The sequence below is a fragment of the Hyphomicrobium sulfonivorans genome, assembly GCF_013306565.1.
GTDB lineage: Bacteria > Pseudomonadota > Alphaproteobacteria > Rhizobiales > Hyphomicrobiaceae > Hyphomicrobium_A > Hyphomicrobium_A sulfonivorans.
This window is the reverse complement of record NZ_PZPO01000004.1, coordinates 183625-208178: the sequence shown is the minus strand read 5'-3', so window position 1 is coordinate 208178 and position 24554 is coordinate 183625. Positions and strand designations below refer to the sequence as shown.

At 63.3% G+C, this 24554-nt stretch carries 18 protein-coding genes; 8 read left to right on the top strand and 10 right to left on the bottom strand.

The window, feature by feature from the left end:
- The first annotated feature begins 91 nt into the window (after positions 1-91).
- Positions 92-796, top strand: a complete 705-nt coding sequence (gene purQ, locus C6Y62_RS09235) for a phosphoribosylformylglycinamidine synthase subunit PurQ (protein ID WP_083509705.1) — start codon at positions 92-94, stop codon at positions 794-796.
- A 92-nt stretch (positions 797-888) separates the two neighbouring features.
- Here the strand turns inward: purQ and C6Y62_RS09230 are convergent, their stop codons facing one another.
- Complete coding sequence (locus tag C6Y62_RS09230; protein ID WP_157066750.1) at positions 889-1047, bottom strand: hypothetical protein; 159 nt, start codon at positions 1045-1047, stop codon at positions 889-891.
- A gap of 659 nt (positions 1048-1706) precedes the next feature.
- Here C6Y62_RS09230 and purL point away from each other — a divergent pair.
- Entirely contained in the window at positions 1707-3920 is a 2214-nt protein-coding gene (gene purL, locus C6Y62_RS09225) for a phosphoribosylformylglycinamidine synthase subunit PurL (protein WP_173953686.1), read from the top strand.
- A 405-nt stretch (positions 3921-4325) separates the two neighbouring features.
- On the opposite strand, the gene C6Y62_RS09220 is transcribed toward purL, so the two are convergent.
- Entirely contained in the window at positions 4326-5129 is an 804-nt protein-coding gene (locus C6Y62_RS09220) for an invasion associated locus B family protein (protein ID WP_338074363.1), read from the bottom strand.
- Between the two features lie 387 nt (positions 5130-5516).
- On the opposite strand from C6Y62_RS09220, the gene C6Y62_RS09215 reads away from it, so the two are divergent.
- The 3 genes from C6Y62_RS09215 (at position 5517) to C6Y62_RS09205 (ending at position 9428) form a co-directional block, all read left to right on the top strand.
- On the top strand, positions 5517-7388 hold the full coding sequence (locus tag C6Y62_RS09215; protein ID WP_420844157.1) for an extracellular solute-binding protein: 1872 nt from the start codon (positions 5517-5519) through the stop codon (positions 7386-7388).
- Positions 7385-8947, top strand: coding sequence for a class I adenylate-forming enzyme family protein (locus C6Y62_RS09210; protein WP_246274542.1), 1563 nt, complete (start codon positions 7385-7387; stop codon positions 8945-8947). The genes C6Y62_RS09215 and C6Y62_RS09210 overlap by 4 nt, the downstream gene beginning before the upstream one ends.
- A gap of 130 nt (positions 8948-9077) precedes the next feature.
- A complete protein-coding gene (locus C6Y62_RS09205) occupies positions 9078-9428 on the top strand; it encodes a hypothetical protein (RefSeq protein WP_157066752.1) in 351 nt (116 codons plus the stop codon).
- A gap of 98 nt (positions 9429-9526) precedes the next feature.
- Here C6Y62_RS09205 and mfd read toward each other — a convergent pair whose 3' ends face one another.
- Both mfd and C6Y62_RS09195 read right to left on the bottom strand, forming a co-directional pair.
- The gene (gene mfd / locus C6Y62_RS09200; protein WP_246274541.1) at positions 9527-13045 is read right to left on the bottom strand and encodes a transcription-repair coupling factor; all 3519 of its coding nucleotides are present in this window, start codon (positions 13043-13045) and stop codon (positions 9527-9529) included.
- A complete protein-coding gene (locus C6Y62_RS09195) occupies positions 13042-13341 on the bottom strand; it encodes an FAD assembly factor SdhE (RefSeq protein ID WP_173953683.1) in 300 nt (99 codons plus the stop codon). Before C6Y62_RS09195 ends, mfd begins: the two co-directional genes overlap by 4 nt.
- Before the next feature lie 191 nt (positions 13342-13532).
- On the opposite strand from C6Y62_RS09195, the gene recG reads away from it, so the two are divergent.
- On the top strand, positions 13533-15650 hold the full coding sequence (gene recG / locus C6Y62_RS09190) for an ATP-dependent DNA helicase RecG (protein ID WP_173954000.1): 2118 nt from the start codon (positions 13533-13535) through the stop codon (positions 15648-15650).
- A gap of 133 nt (positions 15651-15783) precedes the next feature.
- On the opposite strand, the gene C6Y62_RS09185 is transcribed toward recG, so the two are convergent.
- Positions 15784-17184: a class II 3-deoxy-7-phosphoheptulonate synthase gene (locus C6Y62_RS09185; RefSeq protein WP_068462529.1), complete on the bottom strand. Its 1401-nt coding sequence runs from the start codon at positions 17182-17184 to the stop codon at positions 15784-15786.
- A 148-nt stretch (positions 17185-17332) separates the two neighbouring features.
- Between C6Y62_RS09185 and C6Y62_RS09180 the strand changes: the two genes are divergently transcribed.
- On the top strand, positions 17333-18472 hold the full coding sequence (locus C6Y62_RS09180) for a carboxylate-amine ligase (protein ID WP_173953682.1): 1140 nt from the start codon (positions 17333-17335) through the stop codon (positions 18470-18472).
- Between the two features lie 46 nt (positions 18473-18518).
- Here the strand turns inward: C6Y62_RS09180 and C6Y62_RS09175 are convergent, their stop codons facing one another.
- From C6Y62_RS09175 to C6Y62_RS09155, 5 genes are all read right to left on the bottom strand, one after another.
- Positions 18519-19274, bottom strand: a complete 756-nt coding sequence (locus C6Y62_RS09175) for an SDR family NAD(P)-dependent oxidoreductase (RefSeq protein WP_068462532.1) — start codon at positions 19272-19274, stop codon at positions 18519-18521.
- A gap of 30 nt (positions 19275-19304) precedes the next feature.
- The gene (gene gor, locus C6Y62_RS09170; RefSeq protein WP_173953681.1) at positions 19305-20690 is read right to left on the bottom strand and encodes a glutathione-disulfide reductase; all 1386 of its coding nucleotides are present in this window, start codon (positions 20688-20690) and stop codon (positions 19305-19307) included.
- A 42-nt stretch (positions 20691-20732) separates the two neighbouring features.
- Positions 20733-21263: a DUF2059 domain-containing protein gene (locus C6Y62_RS09165; protein ID WP_173953680.1), complete on the bottom strand. Its 531-nt coding sequence runs from the start codon at positions 21261-21263 to the stop codon at positions 20733-20735.
- The gene (rpiA, locus tag C6Y62_RS09160; RefSeq protein WP_173953679.1) at positions 21260-21973 is read right to left on the bottom strand and encodes a ribose-5-phosphate isomerase RpiA; all 714 of its coding nucleotides are present in this window, start codon (positions 21971-21973) and stop codon (positions 21260-21262) included. The genes C6Y62_RS09165 and rpiA overlap by 4 nt, the downstream gene beginning before the upstream one ends.
- 184 nt (positions 21974-22157) lie before the next feature.
- Positions 22158-23603, bottom strand: coding sequence for an NAD-dependent succinate-semialdehyde dehydrogenase (locus tag C6Y62_RS09155; RefSeq protein WP_173953678.1), 1446 nt, complete (start codon positions 23601-23603; stop codon positions 22158-22160).
- Between the two features lie 126 nt (positions 23604-23729).
- Between C6Y62_RS09155 and gph the strand changes: the two genes are divergently transcribed.
- Positions 23730-24467 (top strand): phosphoglycolate phosphatase, encoded by a 738-nt coding sequence (gph, locus tag C6Y62_RS09150; protein WP_173953677.1) that lies wholly within the window; start codon positions 23730-23732, stop codon positions 24465-24467.
- Positions 24468-24554 lie beyond the last annotated feature (87 nt).

Genomic DNA, 24554 nt, shown 5'->3' with positions numbered 1-24554 from the left:
TCACCATATATCCGGAACCCCGGACCCGATGCCGCTTATGGCACCATGAACCGGACGTTCCGGTGCCGCACGAACAGGAGTTGAAGCCCCGATGTTGCGCGCCTCCGTCATTGTCTTCCCCGGCTCGAACTGCGACCGCGACGTGAAGGTTGCGCTGGAGAAGATCACCGGATTTCCGGTCAACATGGTCTGGCACGGCGACGCTTCGGTGCCTGCGTCGGACCTCATTGTGCTGCCCGGCGGCTTCTCCTATGGCGACTATCTGCGCTGCGGCGCCATGGCGGCCCACTCGCCGATCATGCGCGACGTGATCGCCAAGGCAAAGGCTGGCACACCGGTACTCGGCATCTGCAATGGCTTCCAGGTGCTGTGCGAATCCGGCCTGCTGCCGGGCGTGCTGATGCGCAACGCGTCGCTCAAATTCATCTGCCGCGACGTCACCCTGCGCGTCGATAACGACAGCTCATTTTTCACCCGCTGCTATCGCAAGGGCGAAATTGTACGCATGCCGGTGGCACATGCCGAAGGCAACTATTTTGCCGATGCCGACACGCTTGACCGGCTTGAAGGCGAAGGCCGCGTGGTGTTCCGCTATTGCGACGAGAACGGCGAAGCCAATGAAGCGGGCAATCCCAACGGTGCCCAGCGCAATATCGCCGGCATCTGCGATGCCTCGGGGCGCGTGGTCGGCCTGATGCCCCATCCCGAGCGCCTGTTCGAGCGCGCGCTCGGTGGCACGGGTGGTCGGCGCATGTTTGAAAGCGCCCTGCTCGCCGCCGTCGAGCCGATGGTCTGATTACGCTGATGATCGACCGATGATTCACGCTTCGGGCTGATAGGGTCCGAAGCGCTCACGGTTGGGCCGCCGCGCTTCCCAATAAGATCGGATTAGATCAGGCCGGGGCCGGAAGCGGCCTTGGTGCGGCTGCCGCTGTTCTGCGGCACAGTCGGCACCTCCGAGAGTTCGACGGCGCTTTTGCGCGCTCCAATGCCGAAAACACCGGCAAGGATGGCTGCAATCATCATGGCTGTCTTGGTCCCGGGCATGGGCCAGGTCTTCTCTGCATGAGGGGTGTCGCGGCCTACTGGGGGAACGGCGCCGATCGACTGAGGGAAAGACTAAGCTTCGGAACCAGAACCGAAAACGCAGAATGCTGCATCGCAGTAGTGCGTATTGTGCAGCGCCGTCCGGCCGCAGGACAGGTACACCCCTACCCGAGCGGGGCTTCATTCGCGAAGGCGTCGCCGCCGAACTGAAACCGCTGAGCGATCCAAATAACACGTTGTTATTTAAAGTGTTTTTTACAGCGGTACGGCGCGACAAAGCCGGTATCCGTTGCGGGTGAGGCGGAAGCGCGCCTTGTGCCGTCCAGCCGCAGGGCACCGCGACCGCGTGCCATAGCCAACGCGCACGCGCCCGCCCAGCGCATGGCTGCCAGCCCGCGTCACAGGCACACCAGGAAGCTGGAATCGCCGCGCCGACAGCGCCAGCATTTGGCCACCCATGCTCCGGCTAAAGCGGCAACACCCAACACGCCATACAGCCGGTTGGGCTGCGTTGCACTGCCATCAACAGGCGCTGGCCGCTGAGGTGCGCACGAAGCCGCATCCGGGGCGACAATTCCGCTGACGGCAGCTATAAGCGCAACCAGTTCGCCACCAGATAGCGGGCTTTTCTCCCGCACGCATGGATGCCAAAGCCAAGCATGTCCGACACCCCCTTTCAGATCACACCGGAAATCGTCGCTGAGCACGGGCTGAGCCCGTCCGAATACCAGCGCCTTTTGAAGATCCTGGGCCGCGAGCCAAGCTTCACTGAGCTCGGCATCTTCTCGGTCATGTGGTCAGAGCACTGCTCCTATAAGTCATCCCGCGTGTGGCTGAAGACGCTGCCGACAACGGGCAAGCAGGTCATCCAGGGGCCGGGCGAGAACGCAGGCGTTGTCGATCTGGGAGATGGCGATGCGGTGGTCTTCAAGATGGAGAGCCACAACCATCCCAGCTACATCGAACCCTATCAGGGCGCGGCGACTGGCGTCGGCGGCATCATGCGCGACGTGTTCACCATGGGCGCGCGCCCGGTTGCCAACCTCAACGCGCTGCGCTTCGGCGCGCCGGAGCATGCGAAGACCCGTCACCTCGTCGATGGCGTCGTGTCGGGTATCGGCGGCTATGGCAATTGCGTCGGCGTTCCGACCGTTGGCGGCGAGGTGAACTTCGACGCTGGCTACAACAACAACATTCTCGTCAACGCCATGTGCGTTGGCCTCGCACGCACCGACAAGATCTTCTACTCCGCCGCCAAGGGCGTCGGATTGCCGGTGGTCTATGTCGGCTCGAAGACCGGCCGTGACGGCATCCACGGCGCGACGATGGCCTCGGCGGAGTTCGACGACAAGTCGGACGAAAAGCGCCCCACGGTGCAGGTCGGCGATCCATTCACTGAGAAGCTTCTGATAGAGGCGTGCCTCGAACTGATGGAGAAGGACTGCATCATCGCCATTCAGGATATGGGCGCTGCTGGCCTCACATCCTCATCGTGCGAAATGGCCGACAAGGGCGGCGTGGGCTTCACGCTGAACCTCGACCACGTGCCCCAGCGCGAAACCGGCATGACGGCCTATGAGATGATGCTGTCGGAAAGCCAGGAGCGCATGCTCATGGTGCTGAAGCCGGGCTCCGAAGCTGAAGCCGAAGCGGTGTTCCGCAAGTGGGAACTGGATTTCGCTGTTGTCGGCGAAACCACCGACACCGGCCGTCTCATCGTCACGCACAAGGGCAATGTCGAAGCCGACATTCCCGTCACGACGCTTGCCAACTCGGCGCCGATCTATGAGCGCCCGTGGTTCCCAACTCAGGTGCCGAAGCTCATTCTGCCGGAATGGGTGCCCGCGCCCAACGCCATCCTCGACACGCTGAAAACCATGATGGGCGGCCCCGCCCTCGCCTCGCGCCGCTGGGTATGGGAGCAGTACGATCACATGGTGATGGGCGACACGGTGCAGCGCCCCGGTGGCGACGCCGCTGTTGTGCGCGTCCACGGCACGCAGAAGGGCATTGCGGTCACTTGCGATGTCACGCCCCGTTATGTGACCGCCGATCCGGAGATGGGCACCAAGCAGGCCGTTGTCGAGACCTGGCGCAACCTCACCGCCGTCGGCGCCGACCCGCTTGCGATCACCGACAACATGAACTTCGCCAACCCCGAGCGCCCTGAAGTGATGGGCCAGTTCGTCGGCTCGGTGAAGGGCATGGGCGAGGCCTGCCGCGTGCTGGATTACCCGGTCGTTTCCGGCAACGTCTCGCTCTACAACGAGACCAACGGCGTGGGCATTCCACCGACGCCCGCCATCGGTGGCGTCGGCGTTGTTCCAGATGTTTCGCGCATGGCCGACATCGCGCTGAAGCGTGAAAACGACCTGCTGATCGTCATCGGCCGCGAAGCCGGACACCTCGGCCAGTCGCTCTATCAGCAGCACGCGACCGGCAAGCTGGAAGGCGCGCCGCCGCCGGTTGATCTGGCCGACGAAATCAAGGCCGGCCGTCTCGTCCGCACGCTGATCCGCGAAGGCAAGGTTGATACCGTGCACGACATTTCCGACGGCGGCCTCATCGTCGCTGTCGCGGAAATGGCGCTGGCGGGCAACATCGGCGCCGAGCTGTTCGCCTATGAGGGCCGCCTGCCCGGTTATGCAATCTGGTTCGGTGAGGATCAGGGCCGCTATGTGCTGGCGGTCGATCCGATGCAGGCCGAGGAAGTGCTGGAGCGCGCGCGCCTGCTGGCCCTGCCCGCCCGTATCGTCGCCCGCACCGGTGGCGATGCCATCAGCCTCAAGGGCGAGACGACCCTATCGCTGGCCGATCTGCGCACGGTCAACGAATCCTGGCTGCCGGGCTATATGGCAGCCGTTCAGGCCTAATTGGCAGGCTGAGGATCGGAGCGGCGCGTCTCCGCCGTTCATACGACGCGCGGATGGAAGGTTGTATCTTCCGTCCGCCGTTGCCGCCGCCACGAACAGTATGCGCCGCGCACGCCACGCGCGCATGGCTGCGATTGACTGGTGGTGCTCAGCTCAGCGCCTGTGTCCAAACTAAACGCACGAGCGACCTGCCCCTGCGGATTAGCCGGCCAATCTCACAACTGCGGCACCAGCTCCCCGGCAGGCCAAGGGCGGGCTTGGCTGCATCACGTCCGCCGACTTGCCAATCTCGATCGCACCTGACGATTCATCATTGCGCTTCGCCCACTGCCGATCCGCAACGAAAAACCGCCCGGCGATACAATCGCCGAGCGGCCAACAACTCAAAAAATCACAGCAGAAGAATTACTTCTTGGCAGCCGGTGCAGCGGCGGCGGCGGGAGCACCATCCGGCGGCGGCGGCAGGTTCTTCATCTGCTCGGCCTTGTACTTCTCAAGCGCAGCCTGCTGACGTTCACGAATCTGCGCCATCAGCTGACCACGAGCCTTGGCATATTCTTCGTTGTCGATCGGCTTGCCGGCATAGGCCTCGGTGAAGCCATCAAGCGGCACCGGGAAGCCAATCGGCTGAGCGCCTGCATTCATGGCGATGACCATGATGCCGCCGCCCTTCTTCATCTGCTCGATGAGGTCCGGCGTGGCTTCGATCTCGGCGGTGCAGCCAGCGGCATGGCACAGCGAGTAGGTCAGCGAGATCGGCTTCAGCGCGTTCTCGTCGATCTTCTCGTTCTTCGCGGCTTTGTCCCACTGTTCCTTGGAATAGACCGCAGCGCGCAGCCCAGGCGGCAGAGCCATACCAAGCGGCACCATGACCATCATGCTCTTCTTGGGAGCGCCTTCCACCTCACGGATAGCCGCCGACACCATGACCATGCCGGTGTTGCCATCCAGACGCTCGTGATGCGTCAGGCAGATGTTCTTTTCGCTCTTAACTTCCTTGCCGTCCTTGTCCTTGGTGTTGAACGGCGCCTTCTCGCAAAGCTTGACCCAGGCGCTGCTCTTCTGATCACCAGCGGCAGCGGCGCCCTTGGCCGGAGCCTTGGCGGCGGGAGCGGCTTTGGCGGGCGCTGCCTTCTTTGCATCCTGCGCAAGGGCAGGCACCGCAGAAACCATGGCGGCCAGCCCAAGAGCAGCGCACACGGCGGCCACCCCGCGGCCGCTCCGCCCCTTTACCAGGAGGTGCGCAACGGAATTTGTCATGGAATACAAACCTTTCTTAGTGAGCTGGCCCGTCCAGCTCGCCCCTCGCCGGGCGAACAAAAAATGCGCGCCCTTATGACGCCCCTCGGCGCCCACTGACCGGCAGTAATGCCCCGAATGCGGCAATCCCGTGGCCGTAGTTTTTAGCATTCTCACATTCATGATAACCACACAATCGATCGTGGCAAACACGCAACGCGGGAGTGTCTGTGCGGGAAATCGGCACGCGCCATGGCGGAACATATTTCCTGTGATAAGAGGCGTCATATGCCTCAACATTTGACAGCCATAGCGGCCAAGTACGGCAATCAGGTGATACTTCGCCAGCCTGTCCACATGCTTTGTCGGCAACACAGCCACATGCTGGGCCTGCCTGCAATCGCCGCCCGATTGGCCTGTGCGGCTCTGCTTTTTTTGCTGGCGTTCGCTCCGCCTGCCAGCGCGCAGGGATCGGAAGCTGATCCGTCCGCAACTGTTCCCAAAGCCATGCACGGCATTGCCCTGCACGGTGAGCCCAAGCAGCCTGCCGGTTTTTCGCACTTCTCCTATGCTGAGCCTGACGCCCCGAAGGGCGGACGCCTCGTGCTGGGCGCCTACGGCTCCTTCGACAGCCTGAACCCGCTGATTGTCCGGGGCGTGCCCGCGGTCGGTATCCGCGATTTCACGATCGAGAGCCTGATGGCCCGCGGCCTCGACGAACCGTTCACCCTCTATGGGCTGATCGCTGAAACGGTGGAGATGCCGGAGGATCGCTCCTCGATCACATTTCATCTCAATCCCAAGGCGCGCTTTTCCGACGGCACCCCAATCACCGCCGATGACATCATTTTTTCCTACGAAATTCTGATGGAGAAGGGCCGCCCGAATTACCGCACCTACTTCGAGAAGGTGACAAAGGCCGAGCGCCTGGGCGATCACGGCGTGCGTTTCACCTTTGACGACAGCGGCGACCGCGAAATCCCGTTCATCCTGGGGCTGATGCCGGTGCTGCCCAAACACGCCATCGACCGGGCAACCTTCGATCACACGTCGCTTACGCCGCCGATCGGGTCAGGCCCCTACCGTATCGGCCGCGTCGATGCCGGCCGGGCGCTGACATATGTGCGCGATCCCAACTATTGGGGCCGTGACCTGCCCGTCAATCGCGGCCGCTTCAACTTCGATGAGATCCGCTTCGACTACTTCCGTGATGGTTCGGTGCTGTTCGACGCCTTCAAGTCAGGACAAACCGACCGCTGGCCGGAGGATGATCCACGCCGCTGGGCCAACGGCTATGAATTTCCCGCCGCCCGTGACGGCCGCGTCATCAAGGGCCAGTTCGAAATCGGTCTGCCAGCAGGCATGACCGCGCTGGTGTTCAATACCCGCCGTCCCGTGTTCGCCGATCCGAAGGTGCGCGAAGCCCTGATCCTGCTGTTCGACTTCGAATGGATCAATCGCACGCTCTATTCCGGCCTTTACAGCCGCACGCAAAGCTATTTCGAACGTTCCACGCTGGCATCGACGGGTGTTCCCGCCGACGAGCGCGAACGCGAATTGCTGGCGCCCTACCCCGATGCCGTGAAGCCAGACATCATGGCGGGCACCTATCGCTTCCCGACCACCGATGGCTCGGGCCGCAGTCGCGACAATCAGGAGCGCGCATTCCATCTGCTGCAGCAAGCGGGCTACGAATTGCGTGGCGGCAAGCTCGTGCATGCAAAAACAGGTCGTCAGCTCAGCTTTGAAATTCTGGCCGCATCGACCACGCAGGAAGGCCTGCTGCTATCGTTCGTGCGCGATGTCGAGCGTCTCGGCATCGATGCCAGGGTGCGGGTTGTCGATAGCGCGCAGTATCAGCAGCGGCTGACAAACTACGACTACGACATGATGCAAAACACCTGGATCTCGTCGCTTTCTCCCGGCAACGAACAGTTGTTCCGATGGTCGGCGAATGCAGCCAAGACTCCCGGCACATTCAACTTCGCTGGCGTTGAGAATGAAGCCGTCGATGCGATGATCGGCGCGATGCTGGCCGCAAAGGACGAACAGAACTTTGTGTCCGCCGTGCGGGCCCTCGACCGCGTGCTGCTTTCCGGTGACTACGTCATTCCGCTGTTCTACATACCCAAGCAGTGGGTCGCCTATTGGACCCGCCTGAAGCATCCAGAAAAGACACCTCTGTTCGGCTCCAACGTCGATACATGGTGGACCGCCGACAAACCATGATGAACCTGCTCACGCCTGTCACCTCTCTCCCTGCACGCTTCAACATGGCCGCTTACGCCATCGGCCGTGCCGCCGCTGCGCGCCCCGATGCACCGGCGCTGCTGGTCTATGACGACGCCAGCGGATCGGCGCCCTCCGAAGCATGGACGTTCGCTGCGATCGAAGACGCGGTGTTGCGCATCGCCGGCGGATTGCAGGCAACCGGACTGAAACCCGGCGCACGCATTCTCATCCGGCTGGAAAACACCAGCACTTATGCGCTGCTGTTCTTCGGCGCGATAGCGGGCGGCTATGTCCCGCTGCCAACGTCAACGCAGCTCACCGCCACCGAAGCGCGCTTTATGCTTGAGGACAGCGGCGCGCAGGCCGTTGCTCTTGGCAGCGGCGCTGGCATGGAGATGGGCGCGTTGCCGGGCGGTATGATGGTGCTGGACGCCGCTACCGTCGAGCGCATGATGCGTGAAGCACCGCGCGCGGACTATGCCGACACCGCCGCCGACGATCCTGCATTCCTGATCTACACTTCGGGCACCACTGCGTCGCCCAAGGGTGTGCTGCACGCACAGCGCGCCGCTTTCGGTCGTAGTCCGATGTATCGCGGCTGGTACGGCATCGGCCCGGGTGACCGCATGCTGCATGCCGGAGCGTTCAACTGGACCTTCACACTCGGCACCGGCCTCACCGATCCGTGGGCCAACGGCGCGACATCGATCATCTTCACGGGCGAGAAGGATCCCACCGTCTGGCCGCAACTGATCCGGCAGACTGGCGCCACGCTGTTCGCGGGCGTGCCCGGTGTGTTTCGGCAGATCCTCAAATATGCGCAGCCGACGCGTGACGATCTGGGCGCGCTGCGTCACGGCCTGATGGCCGGGGAAAGTCCGCCGCCTGGCCTGTTCGAGGAATGGGAAGCGCGCACCGGACGCCCGATTTACGAGGCGCTCGGCATGAGTGAAATCTCGACCTACATTTCAACCGGGCCGGAGATGGTTCGGTGTGCAGGTGCTGTTGGCCAGGCACAGCCCGGCCGTCGCATCGCCGTGCTGCCGGTTGATGGCGGCGATGAACCATTGCCCGCAGGTGAGGAAGGTTTGCTGGCCGTGCACCGCTCCGATCCAGGCTTGATGCTTGGCTACTGGAACCGGCCTGACGAAGAAGCTGCCGTGATGCGCGGCGAATGGTTTATCGGCGGTGACCTCGCCCGCATCGACGCCGACGGATATGTGTTCCATCACGGCCGCGCCAACGATCTGATGAAGGCGCTCGGCTATCGCGTGTCGCCGCTGGAAGTGGAAGCCGCGATTGCGGAACATCCCGCTGTTGCCGAGGTGGCGTGCGCGGAAGTACGCGTGCGCGCCGACGTCAGCATCATCGCGGCATTCATCGTGCGTCAGCCCGGTGCGAGCGTTGAAGCGTCCGACATCGAAACCTTCGCTGCCGAACGCCTGGCTGGATACAAGCGGCCGCGCTCGATTGTGTTCATCGACGCGCTACCTCGCACAGCAAACGGCAAGGTGATGCGTAAGGCGTTGCGTCATCCCGAGTTATCCACAAGCTGACCGCCGATCTGTGTCCTGTGCGCCGCGCAGCGCTACCATTCTGCCCGACCGTCACGCACAGCCGGGCTGAAAGTGGTATCAGCTCTCGTTGCTGTTCGCCGCCGCGTTGGCGGCATGCAAGGAGGCGATCATGTTCGACGAACTCACGCAATATCTTGCCGCGCATCCCGGTGTGCTGACAGCCATCGGCATCACGGCGGTGCTGGCGGTCGTCGGGCTCTGGTATGTGATCTCGCACCACCTTGAAGCCGTTCTCATCACGCTGCTGACGGCGGCGGGCATCGGCTCGGGGCTGCTGGTGCTCTATCGTGGCTATCAGGCCGACATGCGCGACCTGATGCTGATCGGGCTGTTCCTGATCGTGGTGTTCCCGATCATCTTCACGCAGGCGATCAAGTTGATGGAAGCGATGTCACCGGAGCAGCGCTCGCGCCGTTCGCCGGGCCCGCGCGCCTACTTCAACAAGCGCAAGACGACCTGATCGCAGACGTCTGCAAACTGCATGACGACCGGGAGTTATGAGCGCGCAGATCAAATCTGCGCGCTTTTGTTTTCTGAGGTCGCACGGTTGCCGCCGCGTTAAGCGGCTTTCTTCGCCCGAGCGGCAACGTCTGCAAGCTGGCCGATGAAACCACGCACGCCCTTCAAGCGCTCGTTCGGCAGATCCCATCCGGCACGGAACACCAGCTTCTGATCCGGCTGCACCTTCACCATGCCGCGCGATGCCTGCACGAATGCAACCAGCCCTTCCGGATTGGCGAACGCATTCTTGTGGAACGCGACCACCGCTCCGCGCGGCCCCGCATCCACCTGCGAAACGCCTGCCTGACGGCACAGCCCCTTGATCTCCATCACGTCGAGCAGATGCTCCACTTCCTCCGGCAACGGACCGAAGCGATCGACCAGCTCGGACGCAAAGTTGTCGATCTCCTCGCGCGTCTCCAGCGTCGACAGACGGCGATAGAGACCAAGACGAAGTTGCAGGTCGGCGACGTAGCTTTCCGGGATGAGCACCGACGTGCCGAGTGAAATCTGCGGGCTCCACTGGTCGCGTGTGTTGGTGCCTTCAATGTCGCCTTCCTTCATCGAGGCGACGGCCTCTTCCAGCATCGACTGATAGAGCTCGAAGCCAACCTCGCGGATGTGGCCAGATTGCTCCTCGCCCAGCAGATTGCCGGAACCGCGGATGTCGAGATCGTGCGACGCCAGCGAGAATCCCGCGCCCAGCGTATCCAGCGATTGCAGCACCTTCAGGCGCTTATCGGCGCCTTCTGTCAGCGCCTTGCCGATCGGCGTCGTGAAGTAGGCATACGCACGCGTCTTCGAACGGCCAACGCGGCCACGCAACTGATAGAGCTGCGCGAGGCCAAACATGTCGGCGCGGTGTACGATCAGCGTGTTGGCGTTCGGCAGATCGAGACCCGATTCAACGATGGCGGTAGACAGCAACACGTCATATTTGCCGTCGTAGAATGCCGTCATCACATCTTCCAGCTCGCCCGGCGCAAGCTGACCGGTGGCGCGCGCGAATGTCAGCTCCGGCACCGCCTCGCGCAGGAAGTCGGCGATCTCATCCAGATCAGAAATGCGCGGCGCAACGTAGAAGCTCTGACCGCCGCGATAGCGTTCGCGCAGCAGCGCGTCTCGGATGATCATCGGATCGAATGGCGAGATGTACGTGCGCACCGCGAGGCGGTCGACCGGCGGTGTGGTGATGAGCGAAAGTTCGCGCACGCCCGTCAGCGCCAATTGCAGCGTACGTGGAATAGGCGTCGCCGACAGCGTGAGGACGTGCACGTCCTCCTTCATCTTCTTCAGCCGTTCCTTGTGGCCAACGCCGAAGTGCTGCTCCTCGTCGATGATCAGCAGACCGAGGCGCTTGAAATCGATGGTCTTGCCCAGCAGCGCGTGCGTGCCAACAACGATATCGACGGTGCCGTTTTTCACGCCCTCCTTCACCTCGGCAAGTTCCTTGGAGCCGACCATACGCGAAGCCTGCGCAACGTTGATCGGCAAGCCACGGAAACGCTCGGTGAAGGTCTTGAAGTGCTGACGCGCCAGCAGCGTTGTCGGCACGACGACGGCAACCTGCAGCCCGCCCATCGCGCCGGCGAATGCAGCGCGCAACGCGACTTCCGTCTTGCCGAAACCGACGTCACCGCAAACGAGCCGATCCATCGGCCGCCCGGCGCCGAGATCCTCCAGCACCGCTTCGATGCTGGCGCCCTGATCTTCGGTTTCCTCATACGGGAAGCGTGCGACGAACTCCTCGTACGGACCTTCCTGGACCGTGATAGCTGGTGCTTCCTTCAGCTGGCGTAGCGCTGCAAGCTTGATCAGCTCGGAGGCGATCTCAAGCAACCGCTTCTTCAGCTTGGCCTTGCGCGACTGCCAGCCGACACCGCCGAGCTTATCGAGTTGTGCGTCGGATTCATCGGCGCCGTAACGGGACAAAAGCTCGATGTTTTCAACCGGCAGGAACAGCTTGTCGCCACCCGCGTAGTGCAGCTCAAGGCAGTCGTGCGCCGCGCCCAGCACCTCGATGGTTTTCAGTCCGCAGAAGCGACCGATGCCGTGATCGGAGTGCACGACGAGATCGCCGACGGAAAGGCTTGTTGCTTCCGTCAACACATCAACAGCGGAACGCTTCTTGCGGCGCGGGCGCACAAGCCGGTCGCCGAGAATGTCCTGCTCGCCGATGACCACCAGCTCCGGCGTTTCGAAGCCCTGCTCCATGCCGAGCACGCCGATGCTCACCTGCTTGCCCGGCAACGCAAGCGCTTCGGCATAGGATTCAACGCGCGCAATGTCCTTGAGGCCGTGATCGCCCAACAGGCTGGCCAGCCGCTCGCGCGCGCCCGGCGTCCACGTCGTCAGAATGATGCGACGCTGATCGTCCTGCAGCCGGCGGATGTGACCGACAACGGAATCGAACACGTTGACATCGCCCTGCGCGCGTTCAGCGGTGAACGTACGCCCGCCACGGCCGCGCCACGAACGCACATGCGGAGCTTCACCCGCCTCAAATGGCGTCAGATGATTGGTGCGATGGCGCGTCAGCAGCGTTTCGAATTCCGCCTGATTGAGAAACATCCGATCCGGCGGCACGGGCTTGTAGGGCGGGCCGCCGAACTTGGCTTCCTCCAGCGCCTCAAGGCGGGCGTCGTAGTGCTCTGAAATCTGATCGAGGCGGCTCTTGATGGTTTCGTCGGAACGATGATCGAAGCTGATCGCAACACCCGGCAGATAATCGAACAGCGTCTCAAGCTCATCGTGGAACAGCGGCAGCCAGTGCTCCTGTCCGGGATAGCGATGGCCGGAGCTGACAGCCTCATACAGCGGATCATCACCCGTCGCGCCGCCGAACAGCTCAACGTAGCGGGCGCGAAAAAGCTTTTCGGCATCGGAGCCGAATTCAACTTCGCTCACCGGCATCAACGCGAACTTCTGCACCGCCTTCTGCGAGCGCTGCGTCTGTACGTCGAACGCCTTGATGGTTTCCAGCGTGTCGCCGAAAAAGTCGAGGCGCACCGGCTGCGCGCGCCCCGGCGGATAGATGTCGAGGATGCCGCCGCGCACTGCATATTCGCCCGGCTCCATCACAGTGCCCGAGCGCGTGTAGCCCATCAGCGCCAGTCGCTTCATCAGCCGGGCCATGTCGACCCGCTGCCCCGGCGCCAGCGCCTTGACGGTGCGCTTCATGAAACTGCGCGTCGGGATGCGCTGCAGTACGGCATTCACCGTCGTCAGGATTACGGTTGGATGCTTGCGTCCGCCCAGCGCCAGCTTGGCCAGCGTCGCCATGCGCTGCGCAACAACATCAGGTCGCGGACCGATGCGGTCATACGGCACCGTGTCCCACGCCGGGAACGGCAGCACGCGCACCTGCGGCGCGAAGAACGCGAGCCCCTGCTCCAGCGCCTCAACCCGGCGGTCATCGCGCGCGATGTGCAGCAGCGTGCCGGGCGCTGTTTCTGCAGCTGCCTCGTTGATCAACTGCGCCAGCACAAGCGCGTCCAGCCCCTCGGGCACGCCCGCGATAATGCGTGCGTTGTGGTCGCCCTTCATTGCGCCTTTATTGGCTCCGGCCGTCGTCATCTCGTCTCCAGAAATACACCGGAGACGCCGTGCTCCAGTCCGTGAAAGGCGCGCAGGTCCGCGACAAGCCCCGTCAATTGCCCGGCTTCCTCGCCATCCGTTCCGGCTGTAAACCAGCGCGTGATGACCGGATCGGCCTCAGCCAGCAGTTCTTCGAACAGCGTCAACGCTTCGGCCGTCATGCTTTCAATGTGCGCATCAGCATAGCGCCCCAGCACGATGTCCATCTCCTTGGTGCCCCGGTGCGCAGCCCGATAAGCAGCACGGCGGCGGCGGATTTGAAGATCGTCGTGCATGAACAACCGCTTTCTTGGATAACCGGCGCGCAAGGCTTGACGCCGCGCTGAGCGGCCGCCACCCTCGCAACGGCCTCGGGCGTTGATATAACGCCCGTTTTCCATTGCGCAAAGGGCGCGCGGAACCGCACTGCGCTGTCCGCTGCGGCGCTTTGGCATTTCTGTCGGTTTTCGTTGAGGCGCTGGCCAACATGCGGCCCCATGAGTTGACGCCCCTGTTCGCTTCGCTGCAATCCCTTTCCGGGATCGGGCCGCGCCTGCTTCTGCTTATGAAGAAGTGCGTCAACCTGCCGGCAGGCATTACCGAGCCGCGGGTGATGGATTTGCTGTGGCATCTGCCGACCGGCGTCGTCGATCGCCGCGCCGAGCCCTCCATCGCCGACGCCGTTCCCGGCAGCATCGCCACGCTGAAAGTGCGGGTGCTGAAGCATGCCGCGCCGCCGCGGGGCAAATCCCGCGCGCCGTACCGGGTGCGCGTTGAAGATGACACCGGCAAACTGGATCTGATTTTCTTCCATGCCGAGCGCAAGTTCATCGAGCGGCAGCTTCCCGTCGGCGAGGAGCGTTATGTTTCCGGTCGTGTGGAGCGCTACACCGACAAGCTGCAGATGACGCATCCCGATTACATCGTGCCGCCGGAAGCGCGCGATGATCTGCCGTTGCTGGAGCCGGTGTATCCGCTGACGGCGGGCCTTTCCGGCAAGATCGTGCAGAAGGCCGCGCGGCAGGCTGTCGACAAGCTTGCGCCAGTGCCGGAATGGCAGGAGCCGACATGGCTGGCAAAGCGCGCCTGGCCGACGTTCGATGAGGCACTGCAACGGCTGCACCGGCCCGTGGACGCCGAAGACATTTCCGCTTCCGGCCCACCGTGTCAGCGCCTCGCCTATGATGAGCTGCTGGCAGGGCAGATTGCGCTGGCGCTGGTACGGCAGAACTTCAAGAACCGCCCCGGCCGCAGCGTCACCGGCGATGGCAGCGTGCGCACGCGCCTAAGCGCCGCCCTGCCCTTCAAGCTCACCAACTCGCAACGCGATGCCCTGCGCGAGATTGAGGCCGACATGGCCGCGCCGCGCCGCATGCTGCGCCTGCTACAGGGCGACGTTGGCTCGGGCAAAACCGTTGTCGCGCTGATGGCGATGGCGATCGCGGTGGAATCGGGTGCGCAGGCGGCGTTGATGGCGCCAACGGAAGTGCTCGCGCGTCAGCATCTGGAAACCATGGCGCCGCTGGCGGAGCAGGCCGGGTTGCGCATCGGTCTGCTGACGGGGCGCGAAAAGGGCCGCATCCGCACCGAAATTCTGAAGCGGCTGGCGTCGGGCGAGATCGACATCATCATCGGCACGCACGCGCTGTTCCAGCCCGACGTTCTGTTCCACGACCTCGCCTTCGCGGTTATCGACGAGCAACACCGTTTCGGCGTGCATCAGCGTCTGTCGCTGCAGTCGAAGGGCGGCGCCAAGGGCACCGACGTGCTGGTGATGACCGCAACGCCTATTCCGCGCACGCTGGTGATGACCCACTACGGCGATCTCGATGTATCGCGTCTGACGGAAAAGCCGCCGGGCCGCAAACCAATCGTGACGCGCAAGCTGCCGACGGATTCGATGGAAAAGCTGATAGAGCGCTTACGCTCACAGCTGGCCGAGGGTGCGCAGGTTTATTGGGTCTGCCCGCTGATTGAATCGTCCGACGTTTCCGATCTTGCCGCTGCGGAAGAACGCCACGCGCATCTAGCGCAGATATTTGGCGCGGAGAATGTCGGCCTGTTGCACGGCGCAATGGCCGCCACGGCGAAGGACGCAGCTATGGCTGCGTTCGCCGACGGCCAGCTAAAAATTCTCGTCGCCACCACGGTGATCGAAGTTGGCGTCAACGTGCCCAACGCCAACATCATGGTGATCGAGCACGCCGAGCGTTTCGGTCTGGCGCAGTTGCATCAGTTGCGCGGTCGCGTCGGGCGCGGTCAGCGTGAAAGCTTCTGCATGCTGCTGTACAAGGCGCCGCTGGGCGAGACCGCGCGCGCAAGGCTGGAGATGATGGAAGAAACCGAAGACGGCTTCCTCATCGCCGAGAAGGATCTGGAGCTGCGCGGCGGCGGCGAGGTGCTGGGCGCACGCCAGAGCGGCACGCCCGGTTTCCGCGTTGCAGAGGTGCCGGGCTTTGCCGATCTGCTGGAAGCCGCGCGCGATGACGCCCGCATGCTGTTAGCCGCCGATCCAATGCTGGCGACACCACGCGGTCAAGCGCTGCGCACGCTGCTGTACATCTTCGAGTGCGATGAAGCCGTGCGCCTGTTCCGCGCCGCTTAGGTAAAGCGCGGCGCGCGCCCAGCCTCCGCTTCAATGTGAAAAACGAAAACGGCCGGTGAGTTTCCCCACCGGCCGTTGCATCGCATTTTCTTCACCGCGACGGGGGCTACTCCCGCCGCGCACGCGTAGTAGCTCAGCCCAGCGCGACCAGCGGCTCAGGCGCGCGCAAAGCCTCTTCGCGCTCCTGCTTCAGCCGCTCGGCGATCAGGAAAGCCAGCTCCAGCGACTGATCGGCATTGAGACGCGGATCGCAGAGCGTGTCGTAACGCTCCTTCAGCTGCGCCTCGGAGATGTTGGCCGCCGCGCCGCCCGTGCATTCCGTCACCGGTGAGCCGGTCATCTCGACATGGATGCCGCCGGCATAGGTGCCCTCGGCGCGGTGGATGTCGAAGAAGCTCTCGGCTTCCTTCAGGATGCGCTCGAACGGACGCGTCTTGAAGCCATTGGTGGCGCTTATCGTGTTGCCGTGCATCGGATCGCACGACCACAGCACGATGCGGCCATCGCGCTCCACGGCACGGATCAGACCCGGCAGATGCTTCTCGACCTTGTCGGCGCCGAAGCGGCAGATCAGCGTCAGGCGGCCCGGCTCGTCGGTCGGGTTCAGAATGTCGATCAGGCGCAGCAAGCCATCGGCATCCAGCGACGGGCCGACCTTGATGCCAATCGGATTGCGCACGCCACGACAGAACTCGATATGCGCGTGATCGGGCTGCCGCGTGCGGTCGCCGATCCAGAGCATATGGCCCGAAGTTGCATAGGGCGCCTGACTGCCGCCAGCCTCGTCCCGCCGCACAAGCGCCTGCTCATAGCCGAGCAGCAGCGCCTCGTGGCTGGTGTAGAATGCCGTCCGACCCAGCGCAGGCACGGTTTCCGGAGTGACGCCGCACGATTCCATGAACCGCAGCGCGGTGTGAATCTGCTCGCCCATCTCGTGATACTTCTGGCCGAACGGGCTCTTGTGCTCGAAGTCGAGCAGCCAGCGCAGCACGTTGTCGAGGCTGGCATAGCCACCCTCGGAGAACGCGCGCAGCAGGTTCAGCGTCGCTGCCGACTGGCGATAGGCCTCAAGCTGGCGCTGCGGATCAGGGATGCGCTCGGCCTCGGTGAAACCGCCACCGTTGATGATGTCGCCGCGATAGCTGGGCAGCTCCACGCCGTCACGCGTCTCGGTGGACGAGGAACGCGGCTTGGCGAACTGGCCCGCGATGCGCCCAACCTTCACCACCGGCACACCGCCGGCATAGGTCAGCACCACCGCCATCTGCAGGAAGACGCGGAACAGCTCGCGGATATGGTTGGCGCCATGCTCAGCGAAGCTTTCAGCGCAGTCGCCGCCCTGCAACAGGAAGGCCTTGCCCTGGGCCACTTCACCCAGCGCACGCTTCAGCTTGTCTGCCTCACCGGCGAACACCAGCGGCGGAAAAGAAGCAATCTTAGCCTCGACATCAGCCAAAGCCGCCAGATCCGGGTAATCCGGAACCTGAACGATCGGCTTGCTCCTCCAACTGTCCGGAGACCAGTTTGCCGCCATTTCCAAAACTCCTTCGGCGCGCCAGCGCGGTAACGCAAGCGCATCGGTTTTAAATCATTATGCCAGTAGTCGCAGCATATAAGCTACCTCGGGCGGCCTGACCAGTATTCCGGCCATGCTCCGATCGCATAGGTTCAAGGAGCACTGCATGGGCACCGTGGCACCTTCGTTTACCTTTGGGATCGAGGAAGAATACCACCTCGTCGACCTGGAATCGCGCCACTTCGCAGCCGCCCCGGAAGAACTGATGCGGATCAGCGAGGCGGAGCTGGGCAAACAGGTCGCCCCGGAGTTTTTCCGCTCCCAGATCGAGGTTGGGACCAGCGTTCACAATGATTTCGCGGCGGCGCGGAAGGAGTTGGCGCGGTTGCGGGGCACCATTGCGCGGATTGCTGCGCGTTTCGGCATGGCCCCCATCGCCGCCTCTACCCATCCCTTCGCCGATCGCTCCGGTCTCGAGACCACCCCCAAACCCCGCTATCAGGCGCTGGCGGAAGATTTCGGCGGCATCGGGCGGCGCTTGGCGATTTGCGGCATGCATGTGCATGTGGCCATCGACGACCCGGATATGCGCATCGACCTGATGAATCAGGTGCGATATTTCCTGCCCCACTTCCTGATGCTGTCTACTTCATCGCCGTTCTGGCAGGGCGAGGATACCGGCCTCAAAAGCTACCGCCTCGCGGTGTTCCATGAGCTGCCACGTACCGGACTGCCGCAACGGTTCGAAAGCTTCACCGAATATGAGCGCACCATCAATGTGCTGCTGCGCAACGGCGTCATCGAGGACGCGACCAAGATCTGGTGGGATCTGCGGCCCTCCGCCCGTTTCCCGACGCTGGAAATGCGCGTCACCGATGTGTGCACGCGGCTGGACGACGCCCTCAGCATCGCCGCACTCTACGCCTGCACGCTGCGGATGTTGTATCGCCTGCGCCGCGCCAATCAGAAATGGCGCTCATATCCCGCGTTTCTGATCGAGGAAAACCGCTGGCGCGCGCAGCGTTATGGCGTCACCGAATCTCTGTTCGATTTCGGCCAGGGCAAGCTCGTGCCGTTCGCCACGCTGATCGCCGAGCTCACCGGCTTGCTGGCCGAAGATGCCGCCGCGCTCGGCTGCGAACGCGAGGTGCGCCACGCGTTGAACATCGCCACCGGCGGCACCAGCGCCGACCGACAGGTGACGCGCTATCGCCATCTGCAATCACTGGGCGCGACGCAGGCGGAAGCGCTCGTCGGCGTCGTCGATGGTCTCATCGCCGAAACGGTGGAAGGCTGCGACGTGTAAGGCACCCAGCGTCTACACGGGTGGCCCGCGTTCGCGCGCTATCCCGCTAAAGCGCCGCCTGCATACCGCCGTCGATCGCGAGTTCCGCGCCGGTGATGTACGCGCTCTCATCGGACGCAAAGAACAGCACCGCGTTGGCGACATCCTCGCCTGAACCGAAGCGGCGCAGCGGCGTCTGCTCCAGCAGCGCCTTCGAGAACGCCTCGATGCGCAGCACGCGCTCGGTCAGCGCGGTTTCGATGAAGCCTGGCGCCAGCGCATTCACGCGGATGCCGAACGGCGCATATTCTACCGCCAGCCCGCGTGTCAGTGCTGACATCGCGCCCTTGGTGGCGCCATAGGCCGCCAGCGTGCGCATGCCGCGATGGCCCATGATCGACGCCAGATTGATCAGCGACGCCTTGCCCGATGCCTTCATCAGCGGAAACGTATCGCGTGCAATACGCACCATGCCGTCAAGGTTCACCTCGCGCAGTCGCACCCAGTCGGCATCCGACATGTTGCGGAAATCGGTGCGCACGTTGATGCCCGCGTTGTTCACCACCACGTCAAGCCGACCGTGCTGCTGCTCGATCGCGCGCACCAGTGCTGTCACATCCTGCCCGCGCGAGACGTCAACCGTCATCGCCGTCGCGTGCAGGCCCTTGGCAACCAGCGCAGCCGCAGCTTTCTCAGCGCCTGCACCATCGACGTCGGTGACGTAAACATGCGCACCCTCAGCAGCGAGGCGCTCAATCGTTGCGAGTCCGATACCCGCAGCCGAACCGGTGACGAGCGCAATCTTGTCCTTCAAACGGGCCATTCAAAAACTCTCCAACTATCGGATATCAAATCAACCGGCGGCTTCCGTCGGCGCGATCCATTTCTCGCGCATGGTCACAAGCTCTTCCGCGCTGCTCGGATGCAAGGGCATGGTGTTGTCGAAGTCGGCTTTAGTTGCGCCCATGCGCAGGGCAATCGCAGCCATCTGGATGATTTCACCGGCGTCTTCGCCCAGCACGTGACAGCCGATCACCTTATTGCTTTCGCCATCGACGATCAGCTTCATGAACATGCGCTCGTCGCGTCCTGAAAGCGTAGCCTTCATCGGCCGGAACGACGCCTTGTAAATGTGCAGCTCAGCACAGCGCTCCCGCGCCAGATGCTCCGGCAATCCCACGCTTGCAACCTCAGGCGTCGAGAATACCGCCGTGGGGATCATCGTGTGTTCGACCATGCGCGGGTTGCCGCCGAACTCGGTGTCGGCGAACGCGTGCCCTTCGCGGATTGCCGCCGGTGTCAGCGCCAGACGGTCGGTCACATCGCCAACCGCGAAGATGCTCTCGACCGACGTTCTGGAATACTCATCGACGACGATATGTCCGTTCCAGCCGCGTTCGACGCCGACATCCTCAAGCCCCAGCCCACGCGTGTTCGGCGTGCGGCCGATGGCGAACATGATGTGATCGGCGGTTACTGTTTCGCCGTTCGAAAGATGCCCGACGACGCCAGCATCGGTTTTCTCAATACGCGTGAATACGTGGCCGAGACAGAAGCGAATGCCGCTCTTGGTGTAGGCTTCCATCAAACGGTCGCGCAGATCTTCGTCGAAGCCGCGCAGCACCTTGTCACCACGATAGACAATCGTCGTCTCGACGCCCAGCCGCGCGAAGATGCCGGCGAACTCAAGCGCGATGTAACCGCCGCCGGCAATCACGATGCTCTTGGGCAGCGCTGGCAGATCGAACGCCTCGTTAGAGGTGATGACATGTTCAAGCCCTGGAATGTCCGGGCCCAGCCACGGCGTTGCACCGGTCGCGATCAGGATCTTGCCCGCCGTTACGGTGCGGCCAGATGTTTCCAGGCGCACGGTGTTCGGTCCGGCAACGGTGGCGCGCTCTGGAATAACTTCAACACCCGCCCGGCCCAACGTGCCGCGGTAAGCCTGCTCCAACCGGTTCAACTCGCGGTTCTTCGCGGCGACCAGCGTCGGCCAGTCGAACGAAACCTCGCCGACGTTCCAGCCAAAGCCGCGCGCGTCCTCAAACTCATCGGCAAAGCGACTGGCGTAGACATAAAGCTTCTTCGGCACGCAGCCACGGATCACGCACGTACCACCGATGCGATATTCCTCGGCGATGGCAACGCGCGCGCCATAGCCGGCGGCGATACGGCCGGCGCGGACACCGCCGGATCCGGCACCGATGACGAACAGGTCGTAATCATATTGCGTCGTCATGCTTGCCCGCCATCTCTCGCCTTGTGCCGCCCCTGCTGCCGCTCAGGGCTTGGCGTCCTTCATGTCCTGCAGCGCTTTCTGGCTGTACTTGATGCCGAGCTGGCCGCCCTGCTGCATCAGTTCCGGCATCGCCTTGATGAACTTCTGCCCCGCATCCGAGCGATAGAACTCGGTCACGGCGCGCAGTTCCTCCAGCGTGACGCGATCCGCGTACATCTTGGCAAAGTCATCAAGCATCGCCTGACGATAGGAAAGCATGCGCTGCATGAAGCGGTCGAATTCCTCGCCCGCTTTATCGGCGGCCGTCTTACCACCCGCGTCGCCAGCCCCCTTGCGGAAGCCTTGCGACATGATATCGACCATGCCGTCGAGCTGAGCATTGACGCCTGTCACTTCCATCAATTCATGGGCGGCGGCGATGCGCTGCGCTTCAAGGCCAGCGGCGGCATCCTCGGCATAGGCCGGAACGCCCGCAACCGTTGCAGCGCTGACGAAGATGCCGAGCGCAACCACACACGCCATCAGCGCACGGCGCATCGCGCAATCTGACGCGCGCATATTTCTGGAGATCATGGGAAGTCGCTTTCCTCAGCGCCGATAACCGTCAAGCCGTCGCTGCCTGCAATGATGGCAAGATCGGCGATGCCAATGAACAGGCCATTTTCCACCACGCCCGGCACCAGCTTCAGCGCCTCGTCCAGTTCTTCCGGCGCAGGGATGCGACCGAAATGGCAATCGAGGATGAGGTTGCCGCTGTCGGTGCGGAACGGCGCGCCATCCGATAGCGTGCGCATGCGGATGTCGCCCTCGCAGCCGACATCAATCGCCAGCGCCGAGATCATGTTGCGCGTCGCGGCCAGACCGAAAGGCACCACCTCGACCGGCAGCGGAAACGCGCCAAGCGTTTCAACCTGCTTGGAGGCATCCGCGATCACGATCATGCCGCCCGATGCCGTCGCAACGATCTTCTCGCGCAGCAGTGCGCCGCCGCCGCCCTTGATAAGGCGCAGCGCGCCGTCGATCTCATCGGCGCCGTCAACGGTGATGTCGAGATAGGGCTGGTCGTCCAGTGTCGACATCTGAATGCCCAGCGCGAGCGCCTGCGCCTGCGTGACTTCCGAGGTCGCAACACACGTCACCTTGAAGCCCTGCGCCACCTTGCGGCCGAGCGCTTCGACAAACTTCGCCGCTGTCGAGCCGGTGCCGAGGCCCACGCGCATGCCCTCCTCGATGTATTCCAGCGCCTGCTCAGCCGCTGCGACTTTCAAGGCGTCCTGGCTCATCGTGGCTCTCCCCAGAGATTGGCGTTTGCATTGCGCTGCCGTACGCGGCCCGCGCCGATTAGGCAAGGAAAACGCGTCAGCGGCGGGCATTCCGGCCACGCCGCTGACACTTGAGTTGCTTATCCCTGCAAACTGTTAATTCCTCGGCAAGTACGCCGCGCCGACTTTGCGCAAAAGCGGCCCGTCAGAGGCCGCCCATCAGCGTGTATTTCATCTCAAGGAACTCCTCGATGCCGTGGTGCGAGCCCTCGCGGCCGATGCCGCTTTCCTTCAGCCCGCCGAACGGCGCAATCTCGGTCGAGGTGATGCCCTCGTTGACGCCGACGATGCCGTACTCCAGCGCCTCGGCCACGCGCCAGCAGCGGCCCATGTCGCGCGAGAAGAAATATGCCGCGAGGCCGAACGGCGTATCGTTGGCGATCCGCAGCGCTTCCTCCTCGGTGGAGAACCGGAACAACGGCGCCACCGGCCCGAAGGTTTCTTCGTGCGCGATACGCATATCCGTCGTGCAGCCGGTCATCACCGTCGGCTCGAAGAAATTACCGCCGATCGGAGCAGGCTTGCCGCCAATCACAACCTTTGCGCCATGCGCCACAGCGTCGGCAACGTGCTGCTCAACCTTCCGCACCGCGTCGCTGCTGATCAGCGGACCCACCGTAACACCGGTTTCAGTGCCCGGCCCGACGCGCAACTCGCGCACGGCCTCGGTAAGCCTGGCCGCGAATGCATCATAAATGCCGTCCTGCACCAGAATGCGGTTGGCGCACACACACGTCTGGCCGGCATTGCGGAACTTCGATGCCATCGCACCCGCTATCGCGCGGTCGAGATCCGCATCATCGAACACGATAAACGGCGCGTTGCCGCCCAACTCCATGCCGACGCGCTTCACCGTGCTGGCCGCCTGACGCATCAGGATCTTGCCCACCTCGGTCGAACCGGTGAACGTGATCATGCGCACCAGCGGACTTTCCGTCAGCACACGGCCAACCGGTCCCGGATCGCTTGTCGTCACGACATTAAACACGCCCTTCGGCACGCCAGCGCGCTGCGCCAGTTCCGCCAGCGCCAGCGCTGACAGCGGCGTGTCCTCGGCGGGCTTCACCACCACGGTGCATCCGGCCGCAAGCGCGGGCGAAACCTTGCGCGTGATCATCGCCGATGGGAAATTCCACGGCGTAATTGCACCGACCACACCGATCGGCTGCCGCAACACCAGCACGCGCGCGTCTTTCTTGTGCGTGGCGATCACCTCGCCGCAGACGCGCTTTGCTTCTTCGGCGAACAGCTCAACGTAGGCCGCGCCATACCGGATTTCGCTGCGTGCTTCCGCTAGCGGCTTGCCCTGCTCCTGGCTCAGCAGCAGGCCCAGTTCGTCGGCATGCTCCATGATCAGCTCAAACCAGCGCCGCAGGATGGCCGAACGCTCCTTGGCCAACAGTTTCGACCATGCGGGAAATGCGCGGTGCGCCGCCTCAACGGCGCGCTCTGCGTCCGCTGCACCCATATCGGGCACACGCGCAATCTCGGCGCCCGTGGCCTTGTCGATGACCGGCATACGCGGCTCACCGACCCACGCCCCGTCGATGAAGGCTTGTGTCCTGAGAAGCGTGATGACCTTTTTGTCCATGGCGGCACCGATTAGCAACAGCAGGCTGGGAAAGCATTGTCTAGGATGCACCCCCCGGGGTTGCAAGTTGAACAGCCCCGTCGCTTCGCCGCACCGGCGCCGCAGAATTCTGTCAACCGAGGGTCCATGACCGATTTAACCCTTGTTTTCGACCTTGACGGCACGCTGGTTGACAGCGCCCCCGATCTCATCGCCTCCACCAATCACGTGCTGGACCATCTGGGGCTGGCCCGGGTCGATGCGGCCACGCTGCGCCCGTTTGTCGGCCACGGCGCCCAGCACATGATCGAGAAGGCCATCGGCCCTGCGTGCGAAAAGCTGAGTGAAGCCGAGCGCGCCGCGCTGCTAAAACGCTATCTCGACTTCTACAGCGCCAATATCGCCACCGGCAGCCGGCCGTTTGCGGGCGTCGTGCCGGCGTTGCAGAACTTGCGTGCGGAAGGCGTACGGCTGGCTGTGTGCACCAACAAGATGGAAGGCATGGCGCAGCGCCTGCTCGATGCCCTCGACATGACGCATTACTTCACCGCCATCGCCGGACGCGACACGTTCCCGGTTTCGAAGCCCGACCCCGGCGCGCTGCTCGGCACCATTGCACTGGCAGGTGGTGACAGATCACACGCCATCATGGTGGGTGACACCAACGTCGACATCGCAGCGGCCAAGGCGGCCAGCGTTCCGGTCATCGGAGTCACCTTTGGCTATACGGAAACGCCGGTGCAGGCATTCGGCCCCGATGCCGTGATCGAACACTTTGCCGAGTTGGAGCAGGCCATCGGGATGCTGGTTTCCCGCAAGCAGCAGGCTAGCGTCACCGCCGACGCTGACGAAAGCTCATGTCTGGCACGCGCCGTCGCCCATTGACCGCCATCACCGCGGTCGACGCGGTTCGTCAGAGCGAGCATGCCTGACATTTCAATCTGACAATTAAAATGCGAACGGGCGCAGCAT